Source organism: Hymenobacter pini, assembly GCF_020421205.1.
GTDB lineage: Bacteria > Bacteroidota > Bacteroidia > Cytophagales > Hymenobacteraceae > Hymenobacter > Hymenobacter pini.
In genome coordinates this window covers 174,982-196,210 of the sequence record NZ_JAIZZH010000003.1, presented here as the reverse complement: position 1 = coordinate 196,210, position 21,229 = coordinate 174,982, and the positions used below count along the sequence as shown (strand labels likewise).

Sequence of the window (21,229 nt, the reverse complement as noted above, 5' to 3'; positions counted from 1 at the left end):
AACGGGCCCCGTACCTGCCAGTCAGGTACGGGGCCCGTTGCTTATGTGCATGCAGAGCGGGTTACTTACCCGCAAACTTCTTGCGCAATTCCACAATCGTGCTGCGGAAGGATTTGTCGGAGTCAATCAAGTCCGAAACCGTTTGTACCGAGTGAATTACAGTGCTATGGTCACGGCCACCGAAGTGGTGGCCGATGCTTTTCAAGGAGTGCGTGGTGTGCTCTTTGGCAAAGTACATGGCCACCTGCCGGGCCGTTACCACTTCCTTCTTGCGGGTTTTGGCCTTGAGCAGGTCCAATGATACCCCGAAGTATTCGGCGCAGGTTTTCTGAATGAAGTCCAGATTTACCTCAGCCTCCACCTCTTCAATGATGTGGCGCAGGGCCTGCTTGGCCATTTCCAGGTCAATCTCGCGGCGGTTGAGGCTTGATTGGGCCACCAGCGAAATCAGCACGCCTTCCAACTCCCGCACGTTGGTATTCACCGAGTGGGCCAGGTACTCCACTACCTGCGGCGGAATGTCGATGCCATCCTGCTGCATCTTGTTCTGGATGATGGCCATGCGCGTCTCAAAGTCGGGGCTTTGCAGGTCGGCGGTCAGCCCCCACTTAAAGCGCGACAACAGCCGGTCCTCCAACCCCACTAAATCACGCGGGGGGCGGTCGGAGGTCATCACAATCTGCTTACCGGCCTGGTGCAGATGATTGAAGATGTGGAAGAACATCTCCTGAGTCTTGTCCTTACCCGACAGAAACTGCACGTCGTCCAGAATCAGGATATCCACCAACAGGTAGAAGTTGGCGAAGTCCTGCACCTGGTTGGAGCGCAAGCTCTCGATAAACTGGTTCGTGAACTTCTCCGCCGACACGTACAGCACGAATTTCTCGTGGTTGGTGGCTTTGATGTGGTTACCGATGGCCTGCACCAGGTGCGTTTTGCCCAGCCCCACACCGCCGTAAATCATGAGCGGGTTGAAGCTGGTAGTACCCGGCTTGTTGGCCACGGCGAGACCGGCTGAACGGGCCAGGCGGTTACAGTCGCCCTCAATGTAGTTCTCGAAGGTGTACGTCGTATTCAGCTGCGACTTCAGGTAGTCACGCTCAATGGTCTTGCTGGCCTCGAAGGGGTTGCGCAGGGTAGGAGGGGCCGGAGCCGGCGCCACGGCGGCGGCAGCCACGTTGCGAGCCGATGCCGTGAGGGCGCTGGCCGCCATAGCCGTAGCCGCGGGCGTGGCCGAGGCCGCCGGACCGGCTACCTTGCGGGCCGTGGGCAAGTTGAGTGTGCGCGGCTTCTGCTGGGCATTGCCTTGGTCCACCACAATACTATACTCCAGCCGGCCCTCGGGACCTAGCTCTTGGTGGATGGCTCGTTTCAGCTCCTCCACGTAATGCTCCTCCAGAAACTCGTAGAAGTACGTGCTGGGGACCTGAATCAATAAAATGTTATTGTGCAGCTGCACCGGCACGATGGGTTGGAACCACGTGCGGAAACTCTGCTCACCAATCGTTGCCTTAATGACACGAAGACAGTTGGCCCATACGGTTCGACAATCCTTGTGCATCAATTAGATAGGGCAAAAGCAACGGGTGCGCGGGTGAGGGAATAACAGGTCGGCCGCGGGCCTGAGAAGGACCGTTTTTCGAAGGGGGAGACAAAAATGTGGAAAACTCCTGAGACAAAAAAAACTTCTGGCTCTTGCATTTTTCACGCTTTTACCACTTGCTACGTTGAGCAGAGTCAGGATTTTCCCAACGGTTACGGGTAAGACAATGGTATGTATACCTGACAAAAATTGGGACGGTTCATACAACAACAAGCTCCGGCCTAGGATGGCTTACCACCCGGGCCGGAGCCAGCACATTGCAAAACCAGAATGCCTGGGAACCTATGCCTCGCGCACGGGCACTACCGTGGCAGCCGCTACCGAGGGGCGACGGGTACTGTGCTCAAACGAATAATCGAGGCGGCCCAGGTTGATGCCCGACCAGCCCACCTGATTAATAAGCGTTTGGTGGCCATTGGGGCTGGCAATGGGCTCGGGAGCTTCTAGGAAGGTGTGGGTATGCCCACCCAGAATCAGGTCAATGCCACTCACCTGCGCAGCCAACTTCCGGTCGTCAATTTTGGCCGATTCGTATTTATAGCCAAGGTGCGAAAGGCAGATAACCAGGTCGCACTTCTCAGCACCGCGCAGCTTGGTTACCATGTCTTTGGCCACGGCTACGGGGTCGAGGTACTTGGTGGCACCGAAGTTCTTATCGGCTACCAGCCCGGCCATTTCAATGCCCAGCCCGAACACCCCAATGCGGATGCCCTGCTTCTCAAACACCTTATACGGCTGGAATTTGCCGGCCAGAATAGTGCCCGCGAAGTCGTAGTTGGCAATCAGGAAGGGGAAGGTGGCGTTGGGGAGCTGCTTCTGCAGGCCTTCCAGGCCGTTGTCAAAGTCGTGGTTGCCGAGGGTGCTGGCGTCGTACGCCATCTGGCTCATGAGCTTATACTCCAGCTCTCCCTGGAAGAAGTTGAAGTAGGGCGTGCCCTGCCAGATATCGCCGGAGTCCAGCAGCAGTACGTTGGGCTCCTGCTTCCGGATTTGCTCAATGAGCGTAGCGCGCCGGGCCATGCCGCCCATGCCCGCCCACTGGGCCGCATTGTCGGGGAAGGGCTCAATGCGGGAGTGCATGTCGTTGGTGTGCAGAATGGTGAGGCGCACGGCCTTTTTATCGGCGGCCAGGGCGGGCACGGCAGCCGCACCCAGCAGGCCCAGCGAAGCGGCCCCCAGGCCAGAGTATTTCAGAAATTCGCGACGGTCCACAGTTGGAATGTGTTGAATGTGATGGAATGAGAGAAATGCGAAAAAAGGATTAGAGAATAAGCGAAGACGTTACGGCGAAATTCTATTCCGCCCATTGTTCCTCATTCCCCTCACATTTCTCACATTAGATTTTTACCCGGCCTTCTACTTTGGCCTCAATGGGTTTGCCCTGCTTGGTTTGCTCCTGGATGTACTCGGCAATGGCGGAACGCAGCAGCACGCTGGTGTGGCGGGGTTTGATAGGTTTAAAGAACACCATGTTGTCGCCGCCGCCGGCCAGGTAGTCGGAAATAGCTACGGTGTAGGTGCGCGAAGCATCGAAGGGCTTGCCGTTAATCATAATGTTCTGGGGCTTACCATCAGCCGAAACCGAGTAAGTAGCGCCCGAAACCGCCATTTTAATGCGGGCCGAGTAATCGAACAGCTGCTGCACCACCGGGCCAGGCGTATCGAGTACTACCAGTTCGTTCTCGAACGGCATCAGCTCAAACACGGAGCCCATGGTAACGGCCCCAGCCGGAATAGGAGCCCGCAGCCCCCCGTTCGACATCACACCTAAATCAATAGGAGTGCCTAGTTCCCGGCTGGCCCGCACGCGCTGAATGTCGCCCACAAAGTTGGCCAACGGCGACTCGCCGCTGTTTTTGGTGATGGCCACTGGGGCTTGGCCTAGTACCTGGGTCATCTGCTCGGTTACGCGCTGGCGGTACGGGGCAATGGTAGCGGCGGCCTGGGCATTATCGGCAATGGCTTTACCCACCGGCTGGGCCGTGACGGGAGCCAGCTGGGGCTTAGCCACGTAGGCTCCGCGCTGGCAGGCCGGAGCCAAAGCCACTGCGGCCAGCAGGCCCATCGCGGCTACACGGGAACGAAAAAACTGCATGTGTTCAGGAAAAGAAGGACAGCAAACCACAAAGATACACCGACCCGGCTGGAGTTTGGGTGAAGCGCTGCTACCGTGCCAAAACCAGACCGCCCCCGGAAACGGCAGGGGCTTCCGGGGGCGGTTGACAGGCGTTCATTTGCGCTATTTCGTCAGGTCGTAGCTGAGCAGCACATAGGTGCGGTTTACGCGGCTACCAAAGCCTACGCCATCATTAAACCCATCTGAGCGCTCATAGCGGGCTTCAAGTGAGATGTTTCGCTTGCCCGTACGAGCTGTCGACAGGCCTATGCCGCCTATTATCCCCTGTTCCAGCGTACGGGTGGCGGGAATTACCGGATGCCATTTAGAGTCATCCAGTATGAACGTCGTATTGGGGTAAATATTTCGCATCTCATTATTTACAGTCAGCAAGTAACTGAAGCTGTAACCAACCTGTGCAAATGGCCGCAGAAGCCCCTTGGGGTAGGTATAGCGGAGTAGCAGCGGAACCCGGATACTGCTCATGTTTCCGCGGTACTGAGAGTAATTGCCGGATGCGTTGGGCGAAGTAGTAAACAGCGCATACTTCTGCTTTTCGTACAGTGCTTCTATGCGGGTAGATAAATTTTTGTTCAATCCTACTAAGCGAAGCTGCAGCGCTATACCAAATGCTGGCTGGATGCTTCCGGCCAGATTTACCGTTGTGGTTGTGGAGTAGCCAACTCGCTCATCATTCATAATCAAGCGGCTATATTCTCCTCCAGCTACCAGTGCCAGCTGTACATGGTTCTGGCGCGAAGTGGCGGCCGGCATAACGGATGGGCCGCCGGTACACTCGTTGTAGCGCTTCACAATCCGGATGAGGCCGGCTTGGTCAAAGCGTACGGTATTGATGGACGGCTGCACGGATGGGCAGGACCGGAACCCAGCCGCCAGCGTGTATTTGTACTCGTCGAGGCTGCGCTGCACGGTGTTGTTCTTTTCCATCACCATGCGTCGCACTAACTCTTTGGGCTGACCATCGGCCATTTGCAGGTAGAAGTGGTCATTGCTCCGCTCGTCGCGCAGGAAAAGCAAGCTAGCCGGGCCGCGCACAATCACCTCCAGAAACGAGGGCCGGGCTACCGTGTCGTAACGCGCCTCGGTGAGGTTGGAGAGCTGGGCCGAGTCCGTGAGGGCAACAACAGCCGCCTGATAGATTTGGCCCCCGGTAAATCCATACCCCCTAATCTGCCGGGGGCGGTACTCGGTGGCGGCGGCCTCGGGCGAAGGACGGAAGCGCACCATGCGGGCATTGCGCTGAGCACCGCGGGCATCGACCTGGCCGCGCAACGTGTCGCCGCTGAGCGGTACTATGTAGCCGGCGCGGAAATCGGCCTGGGCAGAAGCGAAAAGGGGTACAGCCAATAAGGCTGCCAGTAGTAAACGTTTCACTGAATAAGCGTACTGATATGATGAATGAAGTGAGCGTGAGAGGCGGGGGCACAAGTGCTGCCACCGCGTAGCGTTTTCGCAACGGAACGTGCTCAAACGCCAAAAAAAGTGGGCTGAATGGGGCAGGGAACGTATCTGGCCAGGGTTGGGAGTTATTCCGCGGGCTTCCTGACCGGTTAGTTGGATAGCGGACTGGTCACTTAAATTAAAAGCAGATGCGCAGGGAAAAACGCTGTAAATAAGTTGTAGCCTCGTCCTTCGGGACGAACCAGGACGATAAAGGTACTGATATAGCGGAGCTTCCGCAAAATGGCATTACCCGCCCGAACTGGTATCTTTAGCCCGCCCCTGGGGGCTGTTCCACCCATTCCCACCCGCCGTACCATGGCCGATTCGCCGCGCCCTGCGCCTGTTTCGTTTTCTGAATTCGCTCCCGTCTCCACCGCCCAGTGGCAGGAGCGCATCACCCGCGACCTGAAGGGCAAAGACCCGGCCGCGCTTATCTGGACCACGCCCGATGGCTTTGCGGTGCAGCCCTTTTATCACCGGGAGGCTTTACAGGCCCTGGGTGGCGTGCCGCAGCCGCAGGTACACGCGGCCACTCCCTGGCGGAATGTGCCCACTTACGTGGTGCCAGCACTGGAAAGAGGACACGGGGTTATTCGACGGGCCGTGGATGCCCTGCACCGCGGGGCTAACGGTGCCCATTTCGTGCTGGGACTATCTGAGGGCTTCGACCTCGAACACCTGTACCAGCTGTTGCCGCCCGACGCGTATGTAGGCTACACCGTGCGGGGCGGGGCCCCGGCGTTTACGCGGCGGTTGGCAAGTCTGAACACGGCTCCCCGAGGCTTTCTGGTGTCGGACCCGGTTACGCGTCACGCCCCCGACATGGCCGCGCAACTGGAAGATTTGCGCGCAGCCATTAGCGCAGCTCAAGCCTGGCCCGAATTCAGAGCGCTTGGCCTGGACGTGGCGTTCTATGGCAACCGAGGGGCCACGGCCACTCAACAGATAGCCTTTGCCCTCAGCACGGCGGCCTTCTACCTGAGCGAGCTGCCTACCAATAACCTATCGTTGGAAACGGTAGCAGCGGCCCTGCACCTGCACGTAGCCGTGGGGCCCAACTACTTCTTTGAAATTGCCAAGCTCCGGGCCCTGCGCCGGTTGTGGGCTACCTTGCTGCACGCTTACGGCTTGCTGGCTGAGGCCGCCCAGCAGCTCACTATTTTCACCAGCACCGCTACTTGGAGCCAGACCACCCTCGACCCACATACCAACCTGCTGCGCACCACCACGGAGGCCATGAGTGCCGTGCTGGGCGGGGCCGATGCCGTGAGCGTGGGCACTTTCGACAGTCTGTTTCACGCGCCCAACGAGTTTGCCGAGCGCCTGGCCCGCAACCTGCCGGTGCTGTTGCGCGAGGAAGCATACCTCGACCGGGTACAGGACCCTGCGGCCGGTTCCTACTACGTGGAAACCCTCACCGACCAATTGGCCCGGGAAGCCTGGGCACTGTTCCAGAAAATTCAGGCCCAGGGCGGGCTGCCGGCTGCTACCGGGTTTGTGATGCAGGAGCTGCACACCGCGGCGCAGGCCCAGTTCCGGCGCATTGCCACCGGGGAGCAGGTGGTAGTGGGTACCAACAAGTTTCAGAACCCGCAGGAGAAGTTCGACTATAACCCCAAACGTTTGCTGCGCAGCCGGGACTTCGACAGCACCCGCGCCTCATACCCCACCGAGGTGCTGCGCCTGGCTACGGCCCTGCACTTTGAGCGTCGCGAGAAACGCAAGAAACGGGCGGCCTTGGTATTGCTAGGCACTCACACTAACCAGATTATCCTGGAATCCTTCCTGCGCACGTTGCCGGAGCAGGAGCGCCCGGAACTGCGCGACGCCCATCCGGAAGGTACCCTATCAGTCCTGTTTTCCTCGCCTGAGGAAGCTACGCTGATGTACGCTACGCCTGAGCAGTTTGGGCGCCTAGCCCGGGCCATCAGCCACATTCCCATCGACGAGCCCAACTTTATTCCGCCGGCCCTGCTCACCGCCGACTTGGCTACCATGCAGGAGGCCACGCACATCTTTGGCCTAAAGGAATTTAGCGTGCAAGGCTACAGCACGGAGGATGTGCTGGCCCGCTTGCAAGGCAAGAAATGAGTTGTCAGTTACGAGTTGCCCGTTGCCGGTTCCTTTTACAGAAAACTGCCGCAACCGACAACTCTATTGGCTGACAACTGGCAACTCACAACTATCAACTGAAATGAAGCCCGACTTCTCTACCATAGCCTATGACGCGGCCCAACTGCCCGCGCCAGCCACCGAGCCTACCGAAACCATCACGCCGGAGGGTATTGCCTTAAAGTCGTTTTACACGGCCCAGGACGTGCAGCACCTCGACCACCTCGGCTTCGGGGCGGGGCAGGCGCCGTATCTGCGTGGGCCGTACAGCACCATGTACGTGCAGAACCCCTGGACCATCCGGCAGTACGCGGGTTTTAGCACGGCCGAGGAAAGCAACGCCTTCTACCGCCGCAACCTAGCGGGTGGGCAGAAGGGCCTGTCGGTGGCATTCGACCTGGCTACCCACCGGGGCTACGACTCCGACCACCCTCGCGTGGTGGGCGACGTGGGCAAGGCCGGCGTGGCCATCGACTCGGTGGAGGACATGAAGGTGCTCTTCGACCAGATTCCGCTGGATCAGATGTCGGTGAGTATGACTATGAACGGGGCCGTGCTGCCAATTCTGGCGTTTTACATTGTGGCGGCTGAGGAGCAGGGTGTAACGCCGGATAAGCTGGCGGGCACTATTCAGAACGATATTCTGAAGGAGTTCATGGTGCGCAATACCTACATCTACCCGCCCCAGCCGAGCATGCGCATCATTGCGGATATCTTCAGCTTCACGGCCCAGAAGATGCCCAAGTTCAACAGCATCAGCATCTCGGGCTACCACATGCAGGAGGCCGGGGCCACCGCCGACCTGGAGCTGGCCTATACCCTGGCCGACGGGCTGGAATACGTGCGGGCCGGCCTAGCGGCGGGCATGAAGATTGACGATTTCGCGCCCCGCCTGTCGTTCTTCTGGGCCATTGGCATGAACCACTTCATGGAAATTGCCAAGATGCGGGCCGGTCGGTTGCTCTGGGCCAAGCTCATTCAGCAGTTCGAGCCCCAGAACCCCAAAAGCCTGGCCTTGCGCACGCACTGCCAGACTTCGGGCTACTCCCTCACCGAGCAGGACCCCTTCAACAACGTGGCCCGCACCGCCATTGAGGCCATGGCCGCGGCCCTAGGCGGCACCCAGAGTCTACACACCAACGCCCTCGACGAGGCCATTGCCCTGCCTACCGACTTCTCGGCCCGCATCGCCCGCAACACCCAGCTCTACATCCAGCACGAAACCGACATTACCCGCGTGGTGGACCCCTGGGGCGGCTCCTACTACGTGGAAACCCTCACCCACGAGCTGGCCGATAAAGCCTGGGCCCTGATTCAGGAAGTGGAGGAGTTGGGCGGCATGGCCAAGGCCATTGAAACCGGCCTACCCAAAATGCGCATTGAGGAAGCCGCGGCCCGCAAGCAGGCCCGCATCGACTCGGGCAAGGAAACGGTGGTGGGCGTGAACAAGTACCGCGTAAACGAGGCCACCGACATTGAGGTGCTCGACATCGACAACGCCGCCGTGCGCGAGTCGCAAATCACCCGCCTGAACACCATTAAAGCCTCCCGTGACACGGCCGCCGTGCAGCAGGCCCTGGAAGCCCTCACGGCCGCTGCGCGAGTTTCTGGTTCCGAGTCTCTGGTTTCTAGTTCAGATGCTACGGCTGATTCTTCCGTTTCTGCTGCTGAACCAGCAACCAGCAACCAGCAACCAGAAACTAATTTACTGGCGCTGGCTGTAGATGCGGCCCGGCTGCGCGCTACGCTGGGCGAGATTTCGGATGCGCTGGAGAAAGTGTACGGCCGCCACCAGGCCACCATTCGGGCTATTTCGGGCGTGTATTCCCAGGAAATGAACTACGACGAGGAGTTTGCCAAGGCCCGCCAGCTGGCCGATGCGTTTGCCCAGCGCGAAGGCCGCCGCCCCCGCATGATGGTAGCCAAAATGGGCCAGGACGGCCACGACCGGGGCTCCAAGGTCATTGCCACCTCCTTCGCCGACGTGGGCTTCGACGTGGACATTGCGCCCCTGTTCCAGACGCCCGCCGAAGTAGCCCGCCAGGCCGCCGAGAACGACGTGCACGTGGTGGGCGTGAGCAGCCTCGCCGCCGGCCACAAAACCCTGATTCCGCAGCTACTCCGGGAGCTGCAGCAGCTCGGCCGCGAGGATATCCTCGTCATTGCCGGCGGCGTCATCCCGGCCCAGGACTACCAGTTCCTCTACGATGCCGGCGTGGCCGGCGTGTACGGCCCCGGGACGGTTATTGCCGTAGCCGCACAGGAGATTTTGGGGAAGTTGGGGGAGTAAACCGAGAGTTATGGACAGCCACGTACGCTACGGCCACTTTCACTTTCCGCGCGTCGTAGCGTTAAAGTGCCCTGTTTGTTGTGGGCAGACATTGGCAACCAACATTGACTGTCCTGCTGATTACGAGCACTTTTTAGACATTTCTCTATTTCGCGACTTATGGAAAGTCAGTTGCTCGAACTGCAGCCTGCGTCGAGAGGAGGGGTGGGATGCACTGAAAGCTTATGAGCTTTGGTATAAACTCTTTTTAAGAGAAGAAGAAGTCTGGGCTTGGAACAGACAACATCTGAGTTTCATAATCCAACGCCTGGAGAAGAAGGTGGATAAAACCCATCCTTGGTTCTATTTTGAATCTTATCTTCCGAAAACCTGGCTAACCAAGTTGAGCAAAGAGCCATATATAAATAAGCTCAAGGCCTTACTAGGATAATCTTTTAAACTCAGCCTCGCTCAATACAATGCGCATTCACGACATCGACCAAGAAGACGCCGACATTGACTACTTCGCTACTGATGCGGCCGGGCACATTGTGCACGTCGCGTCCGGGGGCGGGGTGCTGCCGGAATCGGTGGCGGCGGATGAGGAGGCGTTGCTGGAGCTGCACCAGTATTTCCTGACGCGGCCGGAAACCGATTCGGCGGTGGCGGCCGCGCCGGCCCTGGCCCAGGACGGGGCCTACCCGGGTGCCGCCCGCTACGCCCGGCGTGGGCTGTTCTCCTTCGCCAAAACCCGCCTGCACGAGCGCGCCGATACCTGCTACTACGCGGTGGCCCGTCCCCTGCAGCCCCTTACTCTGGCCGAGCTACCGCCGCCACTGGCGGAGCTGCTGCGCCGCACCCGGCTGCCCGGTTCCGTAGCCGAGCTGGAAACGCTGGACATAGCCGGCATAGCCTGAAACTGAAACCGGCCCGCTGCAGCAGCGGGCCGGTTTCAGTTTCAGGCTATGCGTGATAACCGGACAAGTAGGGAAGAACGATAGGGTTAGCTCAGTGTAATGGTGCTGTCGGTGCCAATGGCCTCGGCGAAGTGCTGGTCGTGGGAAATGAGCAAAATGGTGCCGCCAAAGCTTTTTACTGCTTCGGTAAGCACCTGCTGGCTGCGGAGGTCCAGGTTGTTGGTGGGCTCGTCGAGGATAAGTACATCGGGGGCGTTGTTGCGCACGGTGAGGCAGCACAGTAGCAGCTTCATTTTCTCGCCCCCACTGAGGCCGCCGCTTTTTCGGTCCCACACCTCCCTGCCAAACTGCTGGTAGTGCAGCACGGTTTTCAGCTCGTGCTCCAGCAGGCCCCGGGAGTTGAAGCGCTGCACCTGCTCAAACACCGTCAGCGCATTATCCAGCAGGGAATACTCCTGGTCGATGTAGAAGTAGTCGAACTCAGCCACGAACAACTGCCCTACGGTGGGCCGCAGGCTGCCGGTCATAATGTTGAGCAAGGTAGTTTTGCCGCGGCCGTTGTTGCCCGCAATGCGCACCCGCGCCCCAGAGCGCACCTGAAACGTGAGCGGCTGCGGCCACAGTGGCGGGCCATCGTAGGAGAAATTAATGGCCGTGGCTTCCATCAGCACCTTCCCCCGGTGCAGGTCCGATTTACCCAGGTCCAGCTTTAGCGCCTGCTGCTCTAGTTGGGTTCGGAGGTGGTGCAGGTCGGTGGTGAGGCTGTTGATTTTGTCCTGCTGCACCTCTTTCAGCTGAGCCGAGCTTTGCTGGGCTTTGCTTTTGAGACCCCCGGCCACAATACGGGGCAGGGCTTTTTTGAGGCCCTGGGCTTTGCCGCGGGCTTCCTGCTTGTGGCGCTGCTCTGCCACATCCCGGGCCTTCTGCTGGGTATGGTGCAGGGTTTTTTGCTTTTCATCGAGCTGGTGTTGCAGGGCCGCAAGCTGCTGGTTTTTTTGCTCCCGGTAGAAGTCGTAGTTACCACCGTACACCTCTAAGGCCGTGGGCGTAAGCTCCAGCGTGAGGTCAACCAGGTTCAGCAAGGCTCGGTCGTGGCTGACCACCAGCACGGTGGCCGGGCTGCGCCGGATAAACTCGTAGAGCAAGGCCCGGCTGGCGGCGTCGAGGTGGTTGGAGGGCTCATCCAGAAGCAAGCTTTGGGCCGCGTGCACCTGCGCCCCCGCCAGAAACACCTTGGTTTTTTCGCCCCCACTCAGCAGGTGCATCGGCTGATGCAGGGCCACGTGCCGCAACTCCCAGAAATCGAGTGCTGCCTGTACCCGGTCCTCCATTTCCCAATCATCATCCAGTCGGGTAAAGTTTTCCGCTGAGGCATCACCGGCCAGAATAGCGTGCAGGGCGTGTAGTTTCTCCGCCACCCCCAGAGCCTGGGCTACCGAGTACGCATCATACTGGCCCAGGTGTTGGGGCACGTAATAGGGGGCCTCGGGAATAACAACCTCACCGGCTGAAGCCGGGAGTCGGCCGGCCAGCACCTGTAACAATGTTGACTTTCCCGCTCCATTATTGCCCACTATGGAGGCCTTGCCACCCGTCGGCACCGCAAGCTGGAGGTTCTGGAATAATACCTCTTTATCAGGGTGAATATAGGTCAGCGACTTGGCTAGAATACTCATATAGAACTTCGGGTAAAGGTGGAAAATCCGCACCCATCCCGCAGGTAAGCCGGGCGCGGTTATGAGGTGCCCCACGATGCTAGCGCGCCTATTGCCTCACTTTTTTAGCCAGTAACCCACTACTCCGCAGCCTGCTACGCAGGGTGCGCAACCACCCGTAAGTGCGCGTAAAGCACTGCTACACAACAGCCGCATCTGCCAGCAACGCCGACGTACGCTAAAGGCCAGCTACTTAGGTAGCCGGCAAGCATGAGGGAGGAAAAGAGAGACTAGAACCTGCTGTAGATTGGGCAAGCTGCCATTGCAACGGCGGAGCTTGTGCTAGCGGCGCAGGATGGACGCATGGATTACATCTGCAATGAGGGTTGGCCGCGCCGGTTGGCGCAGGCTGATAACTGGACTTTTCAAGCACCAGCCTTCCTCACTGATGAGGTAAGCAAGCTGGTACGCCATTATCGAGGGTTCCTCAGAGAATTTCCATTGGAGTAGATGCGTGTATTCCAGCGCAAAGATAAAACTATCAACTAATAGAGGGTGCGACAAAGCGCTATTCCCACCACCGCAGCTGTGGCAGGGGCTGGCCGAGCGTGACGGGCTGGCCCAGCTCGGGGGTGGTGATGGGTAGTTGGTGCAGGGCTGCGGCGGCGGTGGCACGGCGCACGGGCTCGTTCCAGGCGTGGTGGGCTTCGGTGAAGGCGCCCCAGTGCACCGGCTGCATGGCGCGGGCCCGCACATCCAGGGCGGCCTGCACGCTTTGCTCGGGCATCATGTGTATCTGGGCCCAGTTGGCGTCGTACTGCCCGCACTCCATCAGGGCCAGGTCGAAGGGTCCGTGCTGGCGGCCGATTTGCTGGAAATGCTGGCCGTAGCCTCCGTCGCCGCTGTAGAACACGCGGTGGGTGGGTGTTTTGAGCACCCAGGAACTCCAGGAAGTGGAGTTGCGGTTGGTGAGGCCCCGGCCCGAAAAGTGGCGGGCCGGCGTGCTGATGATGGTGAGGCCCGGCAGCCGCACCGAGTCCTGCCAATCCAGTTCCTGCACTTTCTCAGGCGCCACGCCCCAGGCCAGCAGGTGTGCCCCCACGCCCAGCGGCACGTAGAAGTGGGCCACCTTGTCCTTCAGCCGGCGGATGGTCTGGTAGTCGAGGTGGTCATAGTGGTCGTGGGAGATGAGCACGGCATCAATGGCCGGGAGCTGCTCGGTGGTAATGGCCAGGCTGGGGTTGTAGCGCTTGGGCGTTACGAGGGGCAGTGGCCCCATCTTCACGCTCAGCATGGGGTCGAGGAGGACATTTTTGCCCCCGATTTTCACCAGGCTGGCCGAGTGCCCAAACCACGTCACGCGCACCAGTTCGGGCGTTTTGCGGGTGATGCTGCTGGAATCGAGCGGCTGGGTGGGTAGTGGTGCCGCCGGGGAGGCATTGGGCACTTTGGTGAACAGGAAGCGCCACAGTACCGAAAACGTGCTGCCGCCCGTCATCACCTCCGTGGGCTCCAGGTTGTGAAACTCCCCGTCGTGGTAGCGGCCGGTGCGGGCGTAGGCGGCGCGCTGGGCCTTGGTGGGCTTGCCGCCCAGCTCGGGACTGAGGTTCGCAAACGCAACACCGGCTACTACCAGCACGGCAACCAGCACCAACACCAGCCGGCCCGTTATCTTCAGAAATCTGCGCATCAACTCGACGTGTAAAGCCCAGCCGACGGAGCTGGTTGTTCAGGTAGTCGAAATGATACGGGAAATATTGGAGGCAGATGGCTTACCAGTAGTAAAACAAGACCGTCATTCCTCGGCTGCGCTCGAAATGACGGTCTGCTTGATCAGGAACGGGCAAATAGCTTAGCCCCGGCCGTTGAAGTCGCGGCGTTCGGGGCCACCGCGCCGCTGGTCACCCTGGCGGTTTTGGAACTGGCGCATGCGCTCCTGGCGCTTGGCTTCCAGCTGGGCATACTGCTTCTTGGACAGCACGTCTTTCAGCTTTTTATCGGTGCCTTCGTGGATGCGCTTGAACTCGTCGCGCTGTTGGCTACGGTCCTGGCCGGAGCGGCTGCGCAGGGCCTGCATCTGCTGCTGTTGCTCCAGGAAGATTTTCTCCACTTTGGATTTCTGCTTGCTGCTCAGGTCCAGGTCTTTGGCCATCTGGTCGAGGCGCTGCTGGCGGCGCTGGCCATCCTGGCGCTGATTTTGGCGGCCCCGGCGGCCGTCTTTGTCACGGTGGTCATCCTGGCGCTGCTCCTGCCCGAACGAGGCAGCGGCGGCAAACGAGGTTTCGGAAGCGGAGGCAATTAGACCGAGAAGCAGGGCGAGGCTCAACAAGTGCTTTTTCATGGGTAGTTGAATTGGAAAGTGAAAGTCGAAGAGAAGTGAGTATCAGAACTTTCCGTTCTGGTCTCCCTGTATTCAAACCCAGTGCCGCAGACGGCCCGCTGCGGGCCGAAATCCAGCAAGCCCGCAGAAAAACCGACCAACCCCCGCATTTCTTCGCCCACGCCCTCCATCATCAATCCGGCGCGGGGCTTTACTTTGCCGCTGCCGTATCAATAGCCCTATTTCTTTTCCCTATGACACCTGCCACCACCCAACTGCAGCTACTCGGCCACGCCAGTTTCCGCATCACCACGCCCGAGGGCCGCACTATTCTGCTGGACCCCTGGCTAAGCAACAACCCCTACGTGCCCGAGAACCTGCGCCAGCCCGAGCGCGCCGACCTCATCCTGCTCACCCACGGCCACGACGACCACATGGACGCCGAGCTGCCGGCCCTGCTGGCCCGCACCGGGGCTACAATAGCCGCACCTGCCCCCGTGCGGTTTTACCTGCAGGAGCAGGGCGTGCCGGCCGCTCAGTGCGAGGCTATGAACGTGGGCGGCAGCATTGATGTGCTGGACCTGCGCCTGACGATGACAATAGCGCACCATGCCGCCCACGTGGACCGCCCCGACGGCACTACCACTCACCAGCACGAGGGCGTCGGCTTTATCCTGCGGTTCTCGGATGGTACGGTACTGTACGCCGCCGGCGACACGGCCTTGTTCGGGGATATGCGCCTGCTGGCGGAGCTGTACCAGCCCAGCGTGGCCCTGTTGCCCATCGGCGACCGGTACACGATGGGCCCGCTCGAAGCTGCCCATGCCGCCCGACTGCTGGGCGTGCGCCACGTGGTACCGTTTCATTACGGCACGTTCCCCTCGTTGGTAGGCACACCCGAGCAGCTGCGGCAGCAGTTGGGGCCGAACCAAACCATAACCGTGCATACGCTGCAGCCCGGCGAAACCCTAACGATAGGCGAGCTACGCTAGGGCACGGCGCAGAGTGGGCGGCTTGCGTATAACGAAGCCACACCCACCTGATTTTCGCATATGACTGCCGACACTTTCTCCACCGGCCCGGCCGGCGTGTACGCCCACATTGAGCACCAAGGCCAGCGTGTAACCGTGGTAAAACTGCAGGAGGCCTACCTCGCCGAAGCTAGTGCGCTAGAACCCCAGCTTCGGGCAGCGCTTGAGCTTGCCGCTAATGAATTGCTGTTGGTATTGCCCACAGAAGGCGCACCGTTACTCAGCCAGGGCCCGGCCGAGCAAGTCTATAACGACTTCCTCTCCACTAACACCGCCGCCGTGGTAGAACAACGCTGGCTGCCCTTGGAAAAGCGGTAACAAGAACAGATATAGAAGCACGTCATTCCGAGTGAAGACGAGGAATCTCGCGTGCTGATGTTGCAGGAGTAACCCTGACGTCAGCACGCGAGATTCCTCGGACCCTGGCTTGATGCGCCACATGCTCGGAATGACGGGCTGCATTCAGTAAAGCCAATTATTCCTAGGGCAGAAGTTGCAAGGCCGTTTCGTTGCCTTGCTGGATGGCCAGGTCGCGGGCGGTGAGGCCGCGCACGTCGCGCAGGGACGTATCGGCACCGGCTTGGAGCAGCAGGGGCACAATGTTGTGGCGGCCGAACAGGGTGGCGAACATGAGAGCAGTGCCGTCGTTGCCGTTGCGGGCGTTCAGGTCGGCGCCGTTATCAATGAGGAGTTGGGCAATTTCGGGGTAGCCCTTGAAGGCCACGCCCATCAGGGCCGTGTTGCCGCTGGCATCGTGCAGGTTGGGGTTGGCCCCGGCTTCCAGCAGCAGGCGGGTGGCGTCAATGTGATTGTCGTAGGCTGCCAGAACGAGGGCCGTGAAGCCGCGCCCATCCTGGGCGTTTACGTCCACGCCTTCCTGCAGCAGGCGTTGCAGGGTGGCCACGTCGCCCTGGCGGGCAGCGTTGAAGAAGAGGTCCTCGGGGCGGGATGAAGTGAAATCCATGAGTTGATTGGCTGGGGAATACAGGGTAAGCGCTCTGCCTGGGCAGTACGCAGTCGACCTGAAATGGATAGTCTGGCAGACAAAATAGCGGCCGTGGAGTTATACAACTTCATTCATTCCATTCAGGTTATTTCCCATGGATTTACAGCTCACCAATAAAACCGCCCTCGTTACGGGCTCTACGGCCGGTATTGGCTTGGCTATTGCCCGCCGCCTAGCCGCCGAAGGCGCTGAGGTTATCCTCACCGGCCGCACCGAAGCGCGCATCAACGAAGCCCGCGCCGCTATTCTGCAGGAGACGCCCAATGCCAAACTGCGCGGCGTGCCCGTCGATTTTGGCCGGGCCGAGCAGGTACAATATCTGCTGAATGAGGTGCCCACGGTGGATATTCTGGTAAACAACATAGGCATCTTCGAGCCCAAGCCCTTCGCCGATATTACCGACGAGGATTGGCTGCACTTCTTCGAGGTGAATGTGCTGAGCGGGGTGCGCCTCTCGCGCCAGTATTTCCCGCAGATGCTGGAAAAGAAATGGGGCCGCATCCTGTTCATCTCCAGCGAATCGGGCTTGCAGATTCCGCAGGAAATGATTCACTACGGCACCACCAAAACGTCCCAGCTGGCCGTGGCTCGGGGCCTGGCCGAACTCACGGCCGGCACCGAGGTAACTGTCAATTCGGTGCTGCCCGGCCCCACGGCCTCCGAGGGCGTAGAGGAGTTTCTGCAGAAACTGGCCGGCGACGGCAAAACCCGGGAGGAAGCCGAGCACGAGTTCTTCCGCGACGCTCGGCCCTCGTCCTTACTCAAGCGCTTCATCACCCCCGACGAAATTGCCAACATGGTAGCCTACCTCGCCAGCCCGCTGGCCGTGGCTACCAACGGGGCCTCCGTGCGAGTGGATGGGGGCGTTATCCGCAGCATCGGGTAATCAACGCACCACGTAAATAAAACAGCCCTTAGAATGACAACTTAATCGTCATTCTAAGGGCTGTTTCGGTGTATACGCGGCGGGTTATTTCAGCTTGGCCGATGCTAGCTCCATTTCCGGCACGGCCTTCAATAGCACCGAAATAGGGCAGTTTTCCTTTGCCTTTTCGGCGTACTGCTGGAATTCTTCCTGGGAAATGCCCTCCACTTCACCTTCGGTACTGAGGCTGATTTTTACCACTTTCGGTACGTCGCCCGAGGTGTCCAGCGTCACTTTCGATTCGGTGTGGAGCTGCTTTACCTGCTTGCCATCTTTGCTCAGAATGCTGTTCAGGAACATGGTGTAGCAGCCGGCGTGGGCTGCGCCAATCAGCTCCTCGGGGTTCGTGCCTTTCTGGCCCTCGAACCGGGCGCCTACCGAGTACGGGGCTTTTACGGTGCCGCTCTGGGTAGAAATTTCGCCGCTGCCTTTGATGTCGCCGTTCCAAACGGCCGTGCCACGTTGGTTAATCATGGGATGAAAGAAGTAGGGTTGAGTTAGTAGAACGATAATACGATTAGGAGGCGGGAAAGGATGAACTGCACGGCCTCTGGCGGAAGAAGTACGGAAGTGTACCTTTGAAAAGCTGCTGGCTTGGGCCGGCTGGTGCCGCTCTGTTCCTGTTTTTTTCCTCATTTCACCGCCCATGGGCCTGAAATCAACCCTGAGCCGCCCCTTGGCTGCTTACATTGCCCGGAAGTACGCCCGCTGGCAGCACGACCCTATCGGCACGCAGCAGCGAGTATTGCGGGAGTTGCTGACGAAAGGTGCTGGTACATCCTTTGGGCAAGCACACCACCTAGGAGGCGTGCGCACAGCCCAGGATTTTGCCTGGCAGGTGCCCGTGCGCGACTACGAGGCCCTGAAGCCCTGGTTTGAGCGAGTGAAGCAGGGGGAAGCCAACGTGCTCTGGCCCGGCAAGCCGTTGTACTTGGCCAAAACCAGCGGCACTACCTCTGGGGCTAAGTACATCCCACTAACTAAGGATAGTATTCCTAACCACATCAACGGGGCCCGGGATGCCTTGCTTCACTACGTTCACCGCACTGGTAATAGTCGGTTTCTGGATGGCAAGCTGATGTTTCTATCGGGTAGTCCGGAGCTGGAAACGGTGGGCGGTATCCACACTGGCCGGCTTTCGGGCATCGTCAATCACCACGTGCCGGCCTATTTGCGCCGCAACCAACTGCCCAGCTACGCTACCAATGTTATCGAGGATTGGGAAACCAAGCTCGACCGGATTGTGGATGAAACCCTGAACCAGCCGATGACGCTGATTTCGGGTATCCCGCCCTGGGTGCAGATGTATTTCGACCGGATTGTGGAGCGCACCGGCCGGCCGGTAGGGGAGGTGTTCCCCGGCTTCGACTTGTTCGTGTACGGGGGCGTCAACTTCGAGCCTTACCGCAAAAAGCTGCTCGAAACTATTGGCCGCCCTGTGGATAGCGTGGAGCTGTTTCCGGCCTCCGAGGGTTTTCTGGCTTTCCAGGATGAGCCCGGCAACTCTGGCTTGCTGCTGCTGCTGAATGCGGGCATTTACTATGAGTTTGTGCCAGCCGAGCGGTTTTTTGAGAAGAACCCGCCACGCTGCACCCTGGCCGAGGTGGAGTTGGACCGCCAGTACGCCCTGGTGCTCAGCAGCAATGCCGGCCTCTGGGGCTACTCCCTCGGCGACACGGTGCGGTTTGTGAGCCGTTACCCCTTCCGAGTAGTTGTAACGGGCCGTATCAAACACTTTTTGTCGGCTTTTGGGGAGCATGTGATAGGGGAGGAAGTAGAGCAAACCCTACGCGAAGCCATGCGCCAGCACCCCGAGGTGGAAGTGGTGGAATTCACCGTGGCCCCCCAGGTCAGCGACGACCCCGCTGTGCCTTCCCGTCACCAATGGCTGATAGAATTCGCCCGTCCACCCCACAATGTCGCCGCCTTCTCCGCCGCCCTCGACGCAGGCTTGCGCCAGCGCAACGTGTACTACGACGACCTGCTGGCTGGCAACATCCTGGCCCCGTTGCAGCTCACACCGCTGCCGGCCGGGACTTTCCAGCGCTACATGAAAAGCCAGGGCAAGCTCGGCGGCCAAAACAAAGTGCCCCGCCTCAGCAACGACCGGACGCTGGCTGAGGGGCTGTTAGGTAGTTGGCTATGAATAGGATAAACGTTGTTATGTTAGTAGCAATAGGCATTCTAACGTGCTTGTTAGCCGCTGTATTCTTTCTAGGTACTCCAGAACAGCATGCCCAATTGCTACAGCGTAGCTGGTGGTCAACTTTCCTGGGGCGGTGGTATGGCTTTAGCGCGCTAGGCTTATGCATATCTGCAGTATGGTGGCTTGTCAATAGTCTGTTGTGGTGGGTAAAAACAGCATATACCACAACGCTTAGTCGTGCTGCTTACATTTAGCTCTTGGCCCAATTATAGGGTCTTTATTAGGAACAATTGCCTTCTGCTAGCACTAGAAGAATGCGCCTCGCTTTCGACCTCGACAACACGCTCATCCGCAACAACTATCTGTTTCCGCTAGCGCCACCCCGCTGGCCGCTGCTGGCGCGGGTGTTTGGGGGCGAGGGGTTGCGCCGAGGTATTGCGGAAGCGGCCAGTTTTTGCCGGGCGCAGGGTTGGGAAGTGTGGGTATACACTACCTCGTACCGTAGTGCATGGTATATCCGCCGGCTGTTCTGGCTGCACGGCATCCGGCTGGACGGGGTGGTAAACCAGCAGCGGCACAACCAGCACGTTCGGGCGCGTTGTACCAAGCACCCGCCTACTTTCGGTATCGACCTGCTGATTGATGATTCCGAAGGCGTGCGGCTGGAAGGCGAACGGCACGGCTTCCAGGTGCTGGTAGTGCAGCCGGAAAATACAGACTGGGTAACGGCCGTGCAGGCGGCCATGCAACGCCACCAACAAGAAAACGCGGCGGAAACGCAGAAAACGTAATTTGGCCCCGTCTCCATCCTTTCCTATGCGCCTACTCTTTCTCGTCCTGCTGAGTGCCCTGCTCTGGTGCCAGCCTGTCGCCGCTCAAAAAGCTACTCAGCCCTTGCGAGTAGCCACCTATAACCTGCGTCTCAACGTGGCTAGTGACGGCATAAATGCCTGGCCCAACCGCAAGGAAATGGTTAAAAACCTGGCACGCTACCACAACTTCGATGTGTTTGGTACCCAGGAGGGCTTCCGGGGCCAGCTCAATGATGTAGCTGAATTGACGGATTATAGCTTCGTGGGCCACGGTCGTGACGACGGTAAGGAAGCCGGGGAGCACTCGGCCATCTTCTACCGGAAAAATCGCCTACAACTGCTGCAATCCGGCGACTTCTGGCTGAGCCAGACGCCCAATCAACCTTCCAAAGGCTGGGATGCCAAGTGCTGCAACCGCATCTGCAGCTGGGCCAAGTTCCGGGACTTGGCCACTAAAAAAGAGCTGTTCTTCTTCAGCGTCCACTTCGACCACGAGGGCGTGGAGGCCCGCCGCCAGTCGGGCCTGTTGATGGTGCAGAAGGTCAAGGAAATTGCTAAAACCACCCCGGTTATCTGCGTCGGCGACTTCAACTCCACCCCCGAAACCGAGCAAATCCGGACGATGCAAACGCTACTCCAGGATGCCTTCCACATCACTCGGCAGCCGCCCTATGGCCCGGTGGGCACGTTCAACGGCTTCAAGCTCGACGCTCCCTTGGCCGACCGTATTGACTACATCTTCGTGAGCCGGCAGTTCACCGTACTGGATTACGCCGTCCTCACCGATTCCATGCGCGGCCTTTACCCTTCCGACCATTTTCCGGTAGTGGTGAACGTAGTGCAACAGTAATGA

General features: G+C 59.4%; 18 protein-coding genes. 9 read left to right on the top strand and 9 right to left on the bottom strand.

All coding sequences use genetic code 11. The features are described from left to right. Positions 1 to 61 precede the first annotated feature (61 nt). The 4 genes from dnaA to LF252_RS12090 form a co-directional block, all read right to left on the bottom strand. On the bottom strand, positions 62 to 1,561 hold the full coding sequence (gene dnaA, locus LF252_RS12105) for a chromosomal replication initiator protein DnaA (RefSeq protein ID WP_226269855.1): 1,500 nt from the start codon (positions 1,559 to 1,561) through the stop codon (positions 62 to 64). 324 nt (positions 1,562 to 1,885) lie between these two features. Then, positions 1,886 to 2,815: a bifunctional metallophosphatase/5'-nucleotidase gene (locus LF252_RS12100; protein WP_226269854.1), complete on the bottom strand. Its 930-nt coding sequence runs from the start codon at positions 2,813 to 2,815 to the stop codon at positions 1,886 to 1,888. Positions 2,816 to 2,939: 124 nt separating this feature from the next. Further along, a complete protein-coding gene (locus LF252_RS12095) occupies positions 2,940 to 3,698 on the bottom strand; it encodes a 5'-nucleotidase C-terminal domain-containing protein (protein ID WP_226269853.1) in 759 nt (252 codons plus the stop codon). 144 nt (positions 3,699 to 3,842) lie between these two features. Next, positions 3,843 to 5,087, bottom strand: coding sequence for a porin family protein (locus tag LF252_RS12090; protein WP_226269852.1), 1,245 nt, complete (start codon positions 5,085 to 5,087; stop codon positions 3,843 to 3,845). Positions 5,088 to 5,498: 411 nt separating this feature from the next. On the opposite strand from LF252_RS12090, the gene LF252_RS12085 reads away from it, so the two are divergent. The 3 genes from LF252_RS12085 to LF252_RS12075 all read left to right on the top strand — a co-directional run bounded on the left by LF252_RS12085 (position 5,499) and on the right by LF252_RS12075 (position 10,481). After that, positions 5,499 to 7,274 (top strand): methylmalonyl-CoA mutase family protein, encoded by a 1,776-nt coding sequence (locus tag LF252_RS12085; RefSeq protein WP_226269851.1) that lies wholly within the window; start codon positions 5,499 to 5,501, stop codon positions 7,272 to 7,274. 103 nt (positions 7,275 to 7,377) lie between these two features. Then, a complete protein-coding gene (scpA, locus tag LF252_RS12080) occupies positions 7,378 to 9,585 on the top strand; it encodes a methylmalonyl-CoA mutase (RefSeq protein WP_226269850.1) in 2,208 nt (735 codons plus the stop codon). 458 nt (positions 9,586 to 10,043) lie between these two features. Next, on the top strand, positions 10,044 to 10,481 hold the full coding sequence (locus LF252_RS12075; RefSeq protein WP_226269849.1) for a hypothetical protein: 438 nt from the start codon (positions 10,044 to 10,046) through the stop codon (positions 10,479 to 10,481). Between the two features lie 86 nt (positions 10,482 to 10,567). Here the strand turns inward: LF252_RS12075 and LF252_RS12070 are convergent, their stop codons facing one another. From LF252_RS12070 to LF252_RS12060, 3 genes are all read right to left on the bottom strand, one after another. Next, entirely contained in the window at positions 10,568 to 12,157 is a 1,590-nt protein-coding gene (locus LF252_RS12070; RefSeq protein WP_226269848.1) for an ABC-F family ATP-binding cassette domain-containing protein, read from the bottom strand. 547 nt (positions 12,158 to 12,704) lie between these two features. Continuing rightward, entirely contained in the window at positions 12,705 to 13,826 is a 1,122-nt protein-coding gene (locus tag LF252_RS12065) for an MBL fold metallo-hydrolase (RefSeq protein WP_226269847.1), read from the bottom strand. 162 nt (positions 13,827 to 13,988) lie between these two features. Further along, positions 13,989 to 14,477: a hypothetical protein gene (locus LF252_RS12060; RefSeq protein ID WP_226269846.1), complete on the bottom strand. Its 489-nt coding sequence runs from the start codon at positions 14,475 to 14,477 to the stop codon at positions 13,989 to 13,991. Between the two features lie 233 nt (positions 14,478 to 14,710). Between LF252_RS12060 and LF252_RS12055 the strand changes: the two genes are divergently transcribed. Further along, positions 14,711 to 15,448 carry a metal-dependent hydrolase gene (locus LF252_RS12055; protein WP_226269845.1) on the top strand — a complete coding sequence of 246 codons (738 nt, stop codon included), beginning with the start codon at positions 14,711 to 14,713 and terminating at the stop codon, positions 15,446 to 15,448. Between the two features lie 60 nt (positions 15,449 to 15,508). Then, positions 15,509 to 15,805 carry a hypothetical protein gene (locus tag LF252_RS12050; protein ID WP_226269844.1) on the top strand — a complete coding sequence of 99 codons (297 nt, stop codon included), beginning with the start codon at positions 15,509 to 15,511 and terminating at the stop codon, positions 15,803 to 15,805. Positions 15,806 to 15,968: 163 nt separating this feature from the next. On the opposite strand, the gene LF252_RS12045 is transcribed toward LF252_RS12050, so the two are convergent. Then, a complete protein-coding gene (locus LF252_RS12045; protein WP_226269843.1) occupies positions 15,969 to 16,451 on the bottom strand; it encodes an ankyrin repeat domain-containing protein in 483 nt (160 codons plus the stop codon). A gap of 136 nt (positions 16,452 to 16,587) precedes the next feature. On the opposite strand from LF252_RS12045, the gene LF252_RS12040 reads away from it, so the two are divergent. Further along, a complete protein-coding gene (locus tag LF252_RS12040; RefSeq protein ID WP_226269842.1) occupies positions 16,588 to 17,379 on the top strand; it encodes an SDR family NAD(P)-dependent oxidoreductase in 792 nt (263 codons plus the stop codon). Positions 17,380 to 17,463: 84 nt separating this feature from the next. Here LF252_RS12040 and LF252_RS12035 read toward each other — a convergent pair whose 3' ends face one another. Continuing rightward, entirely contained in the window at positions 17,464 to 17,892 is a 429-nt protein-coding gene (locus LF252_RS12035) for an OsmC family peroxiredoxin (RefSeq protein WP_226269841.1), read from the bottom strand. Between the two features lie 172 nt (positions 17,893 to 18,064). On the opposite strand from LF252_RS12035, the gene LF252_RS12030 reads away from it, so the two are divergent. The 3 genes from LF252_RS12030 to LF252_RS12020 all read left to right on the top strand — a co-directional run bounded on the left by LF252_RS12030 (position 18,065) and on the right by LF252_RS12020 (position 21,226). Continuing rightward, complete coding sequence (locus LF252_RS12030) at positions 18,065 to 19,564, top strand: GH3 auxin-responsive promoter family protein (RefSeq protein WP_226269840.1); 1,500 nt, start codon at positions 18,065 to 18,067, stop codon at positions 19,562 to 19,564. A gap of 314 nt (positions 19,565 to 19,878) precedes the next feature. Beyond that, complete coding sequence (locus LF252_RS12025) at positions 19,879 to 20,355, top strand: hypothetical protein (protein ID WP_226269839.1); 477 nt, start codon at positions 19,879 to 19,881, stop codon at positions 20,353 to 20,355. Positions 20,356 to 20,380: 25 nt separating this feature from the next. Then, positions 20,381 to 21,226 carry an endonuclease/exonuclease/phosphatase family protein gene (locus LF252_RS12020; RefSeq protein WP_226269838.1) on the top strand — a complete coding sequence of 282 codons (846 nt, stop codon included), beginning with the start codon at positions 20,381 to 20,383 and terminating at the stop codon, positions 21,224 to 21,226. The last annotated feature ends 3 nt before the right edge of the window (positions 21,227 to 21,229 follow it).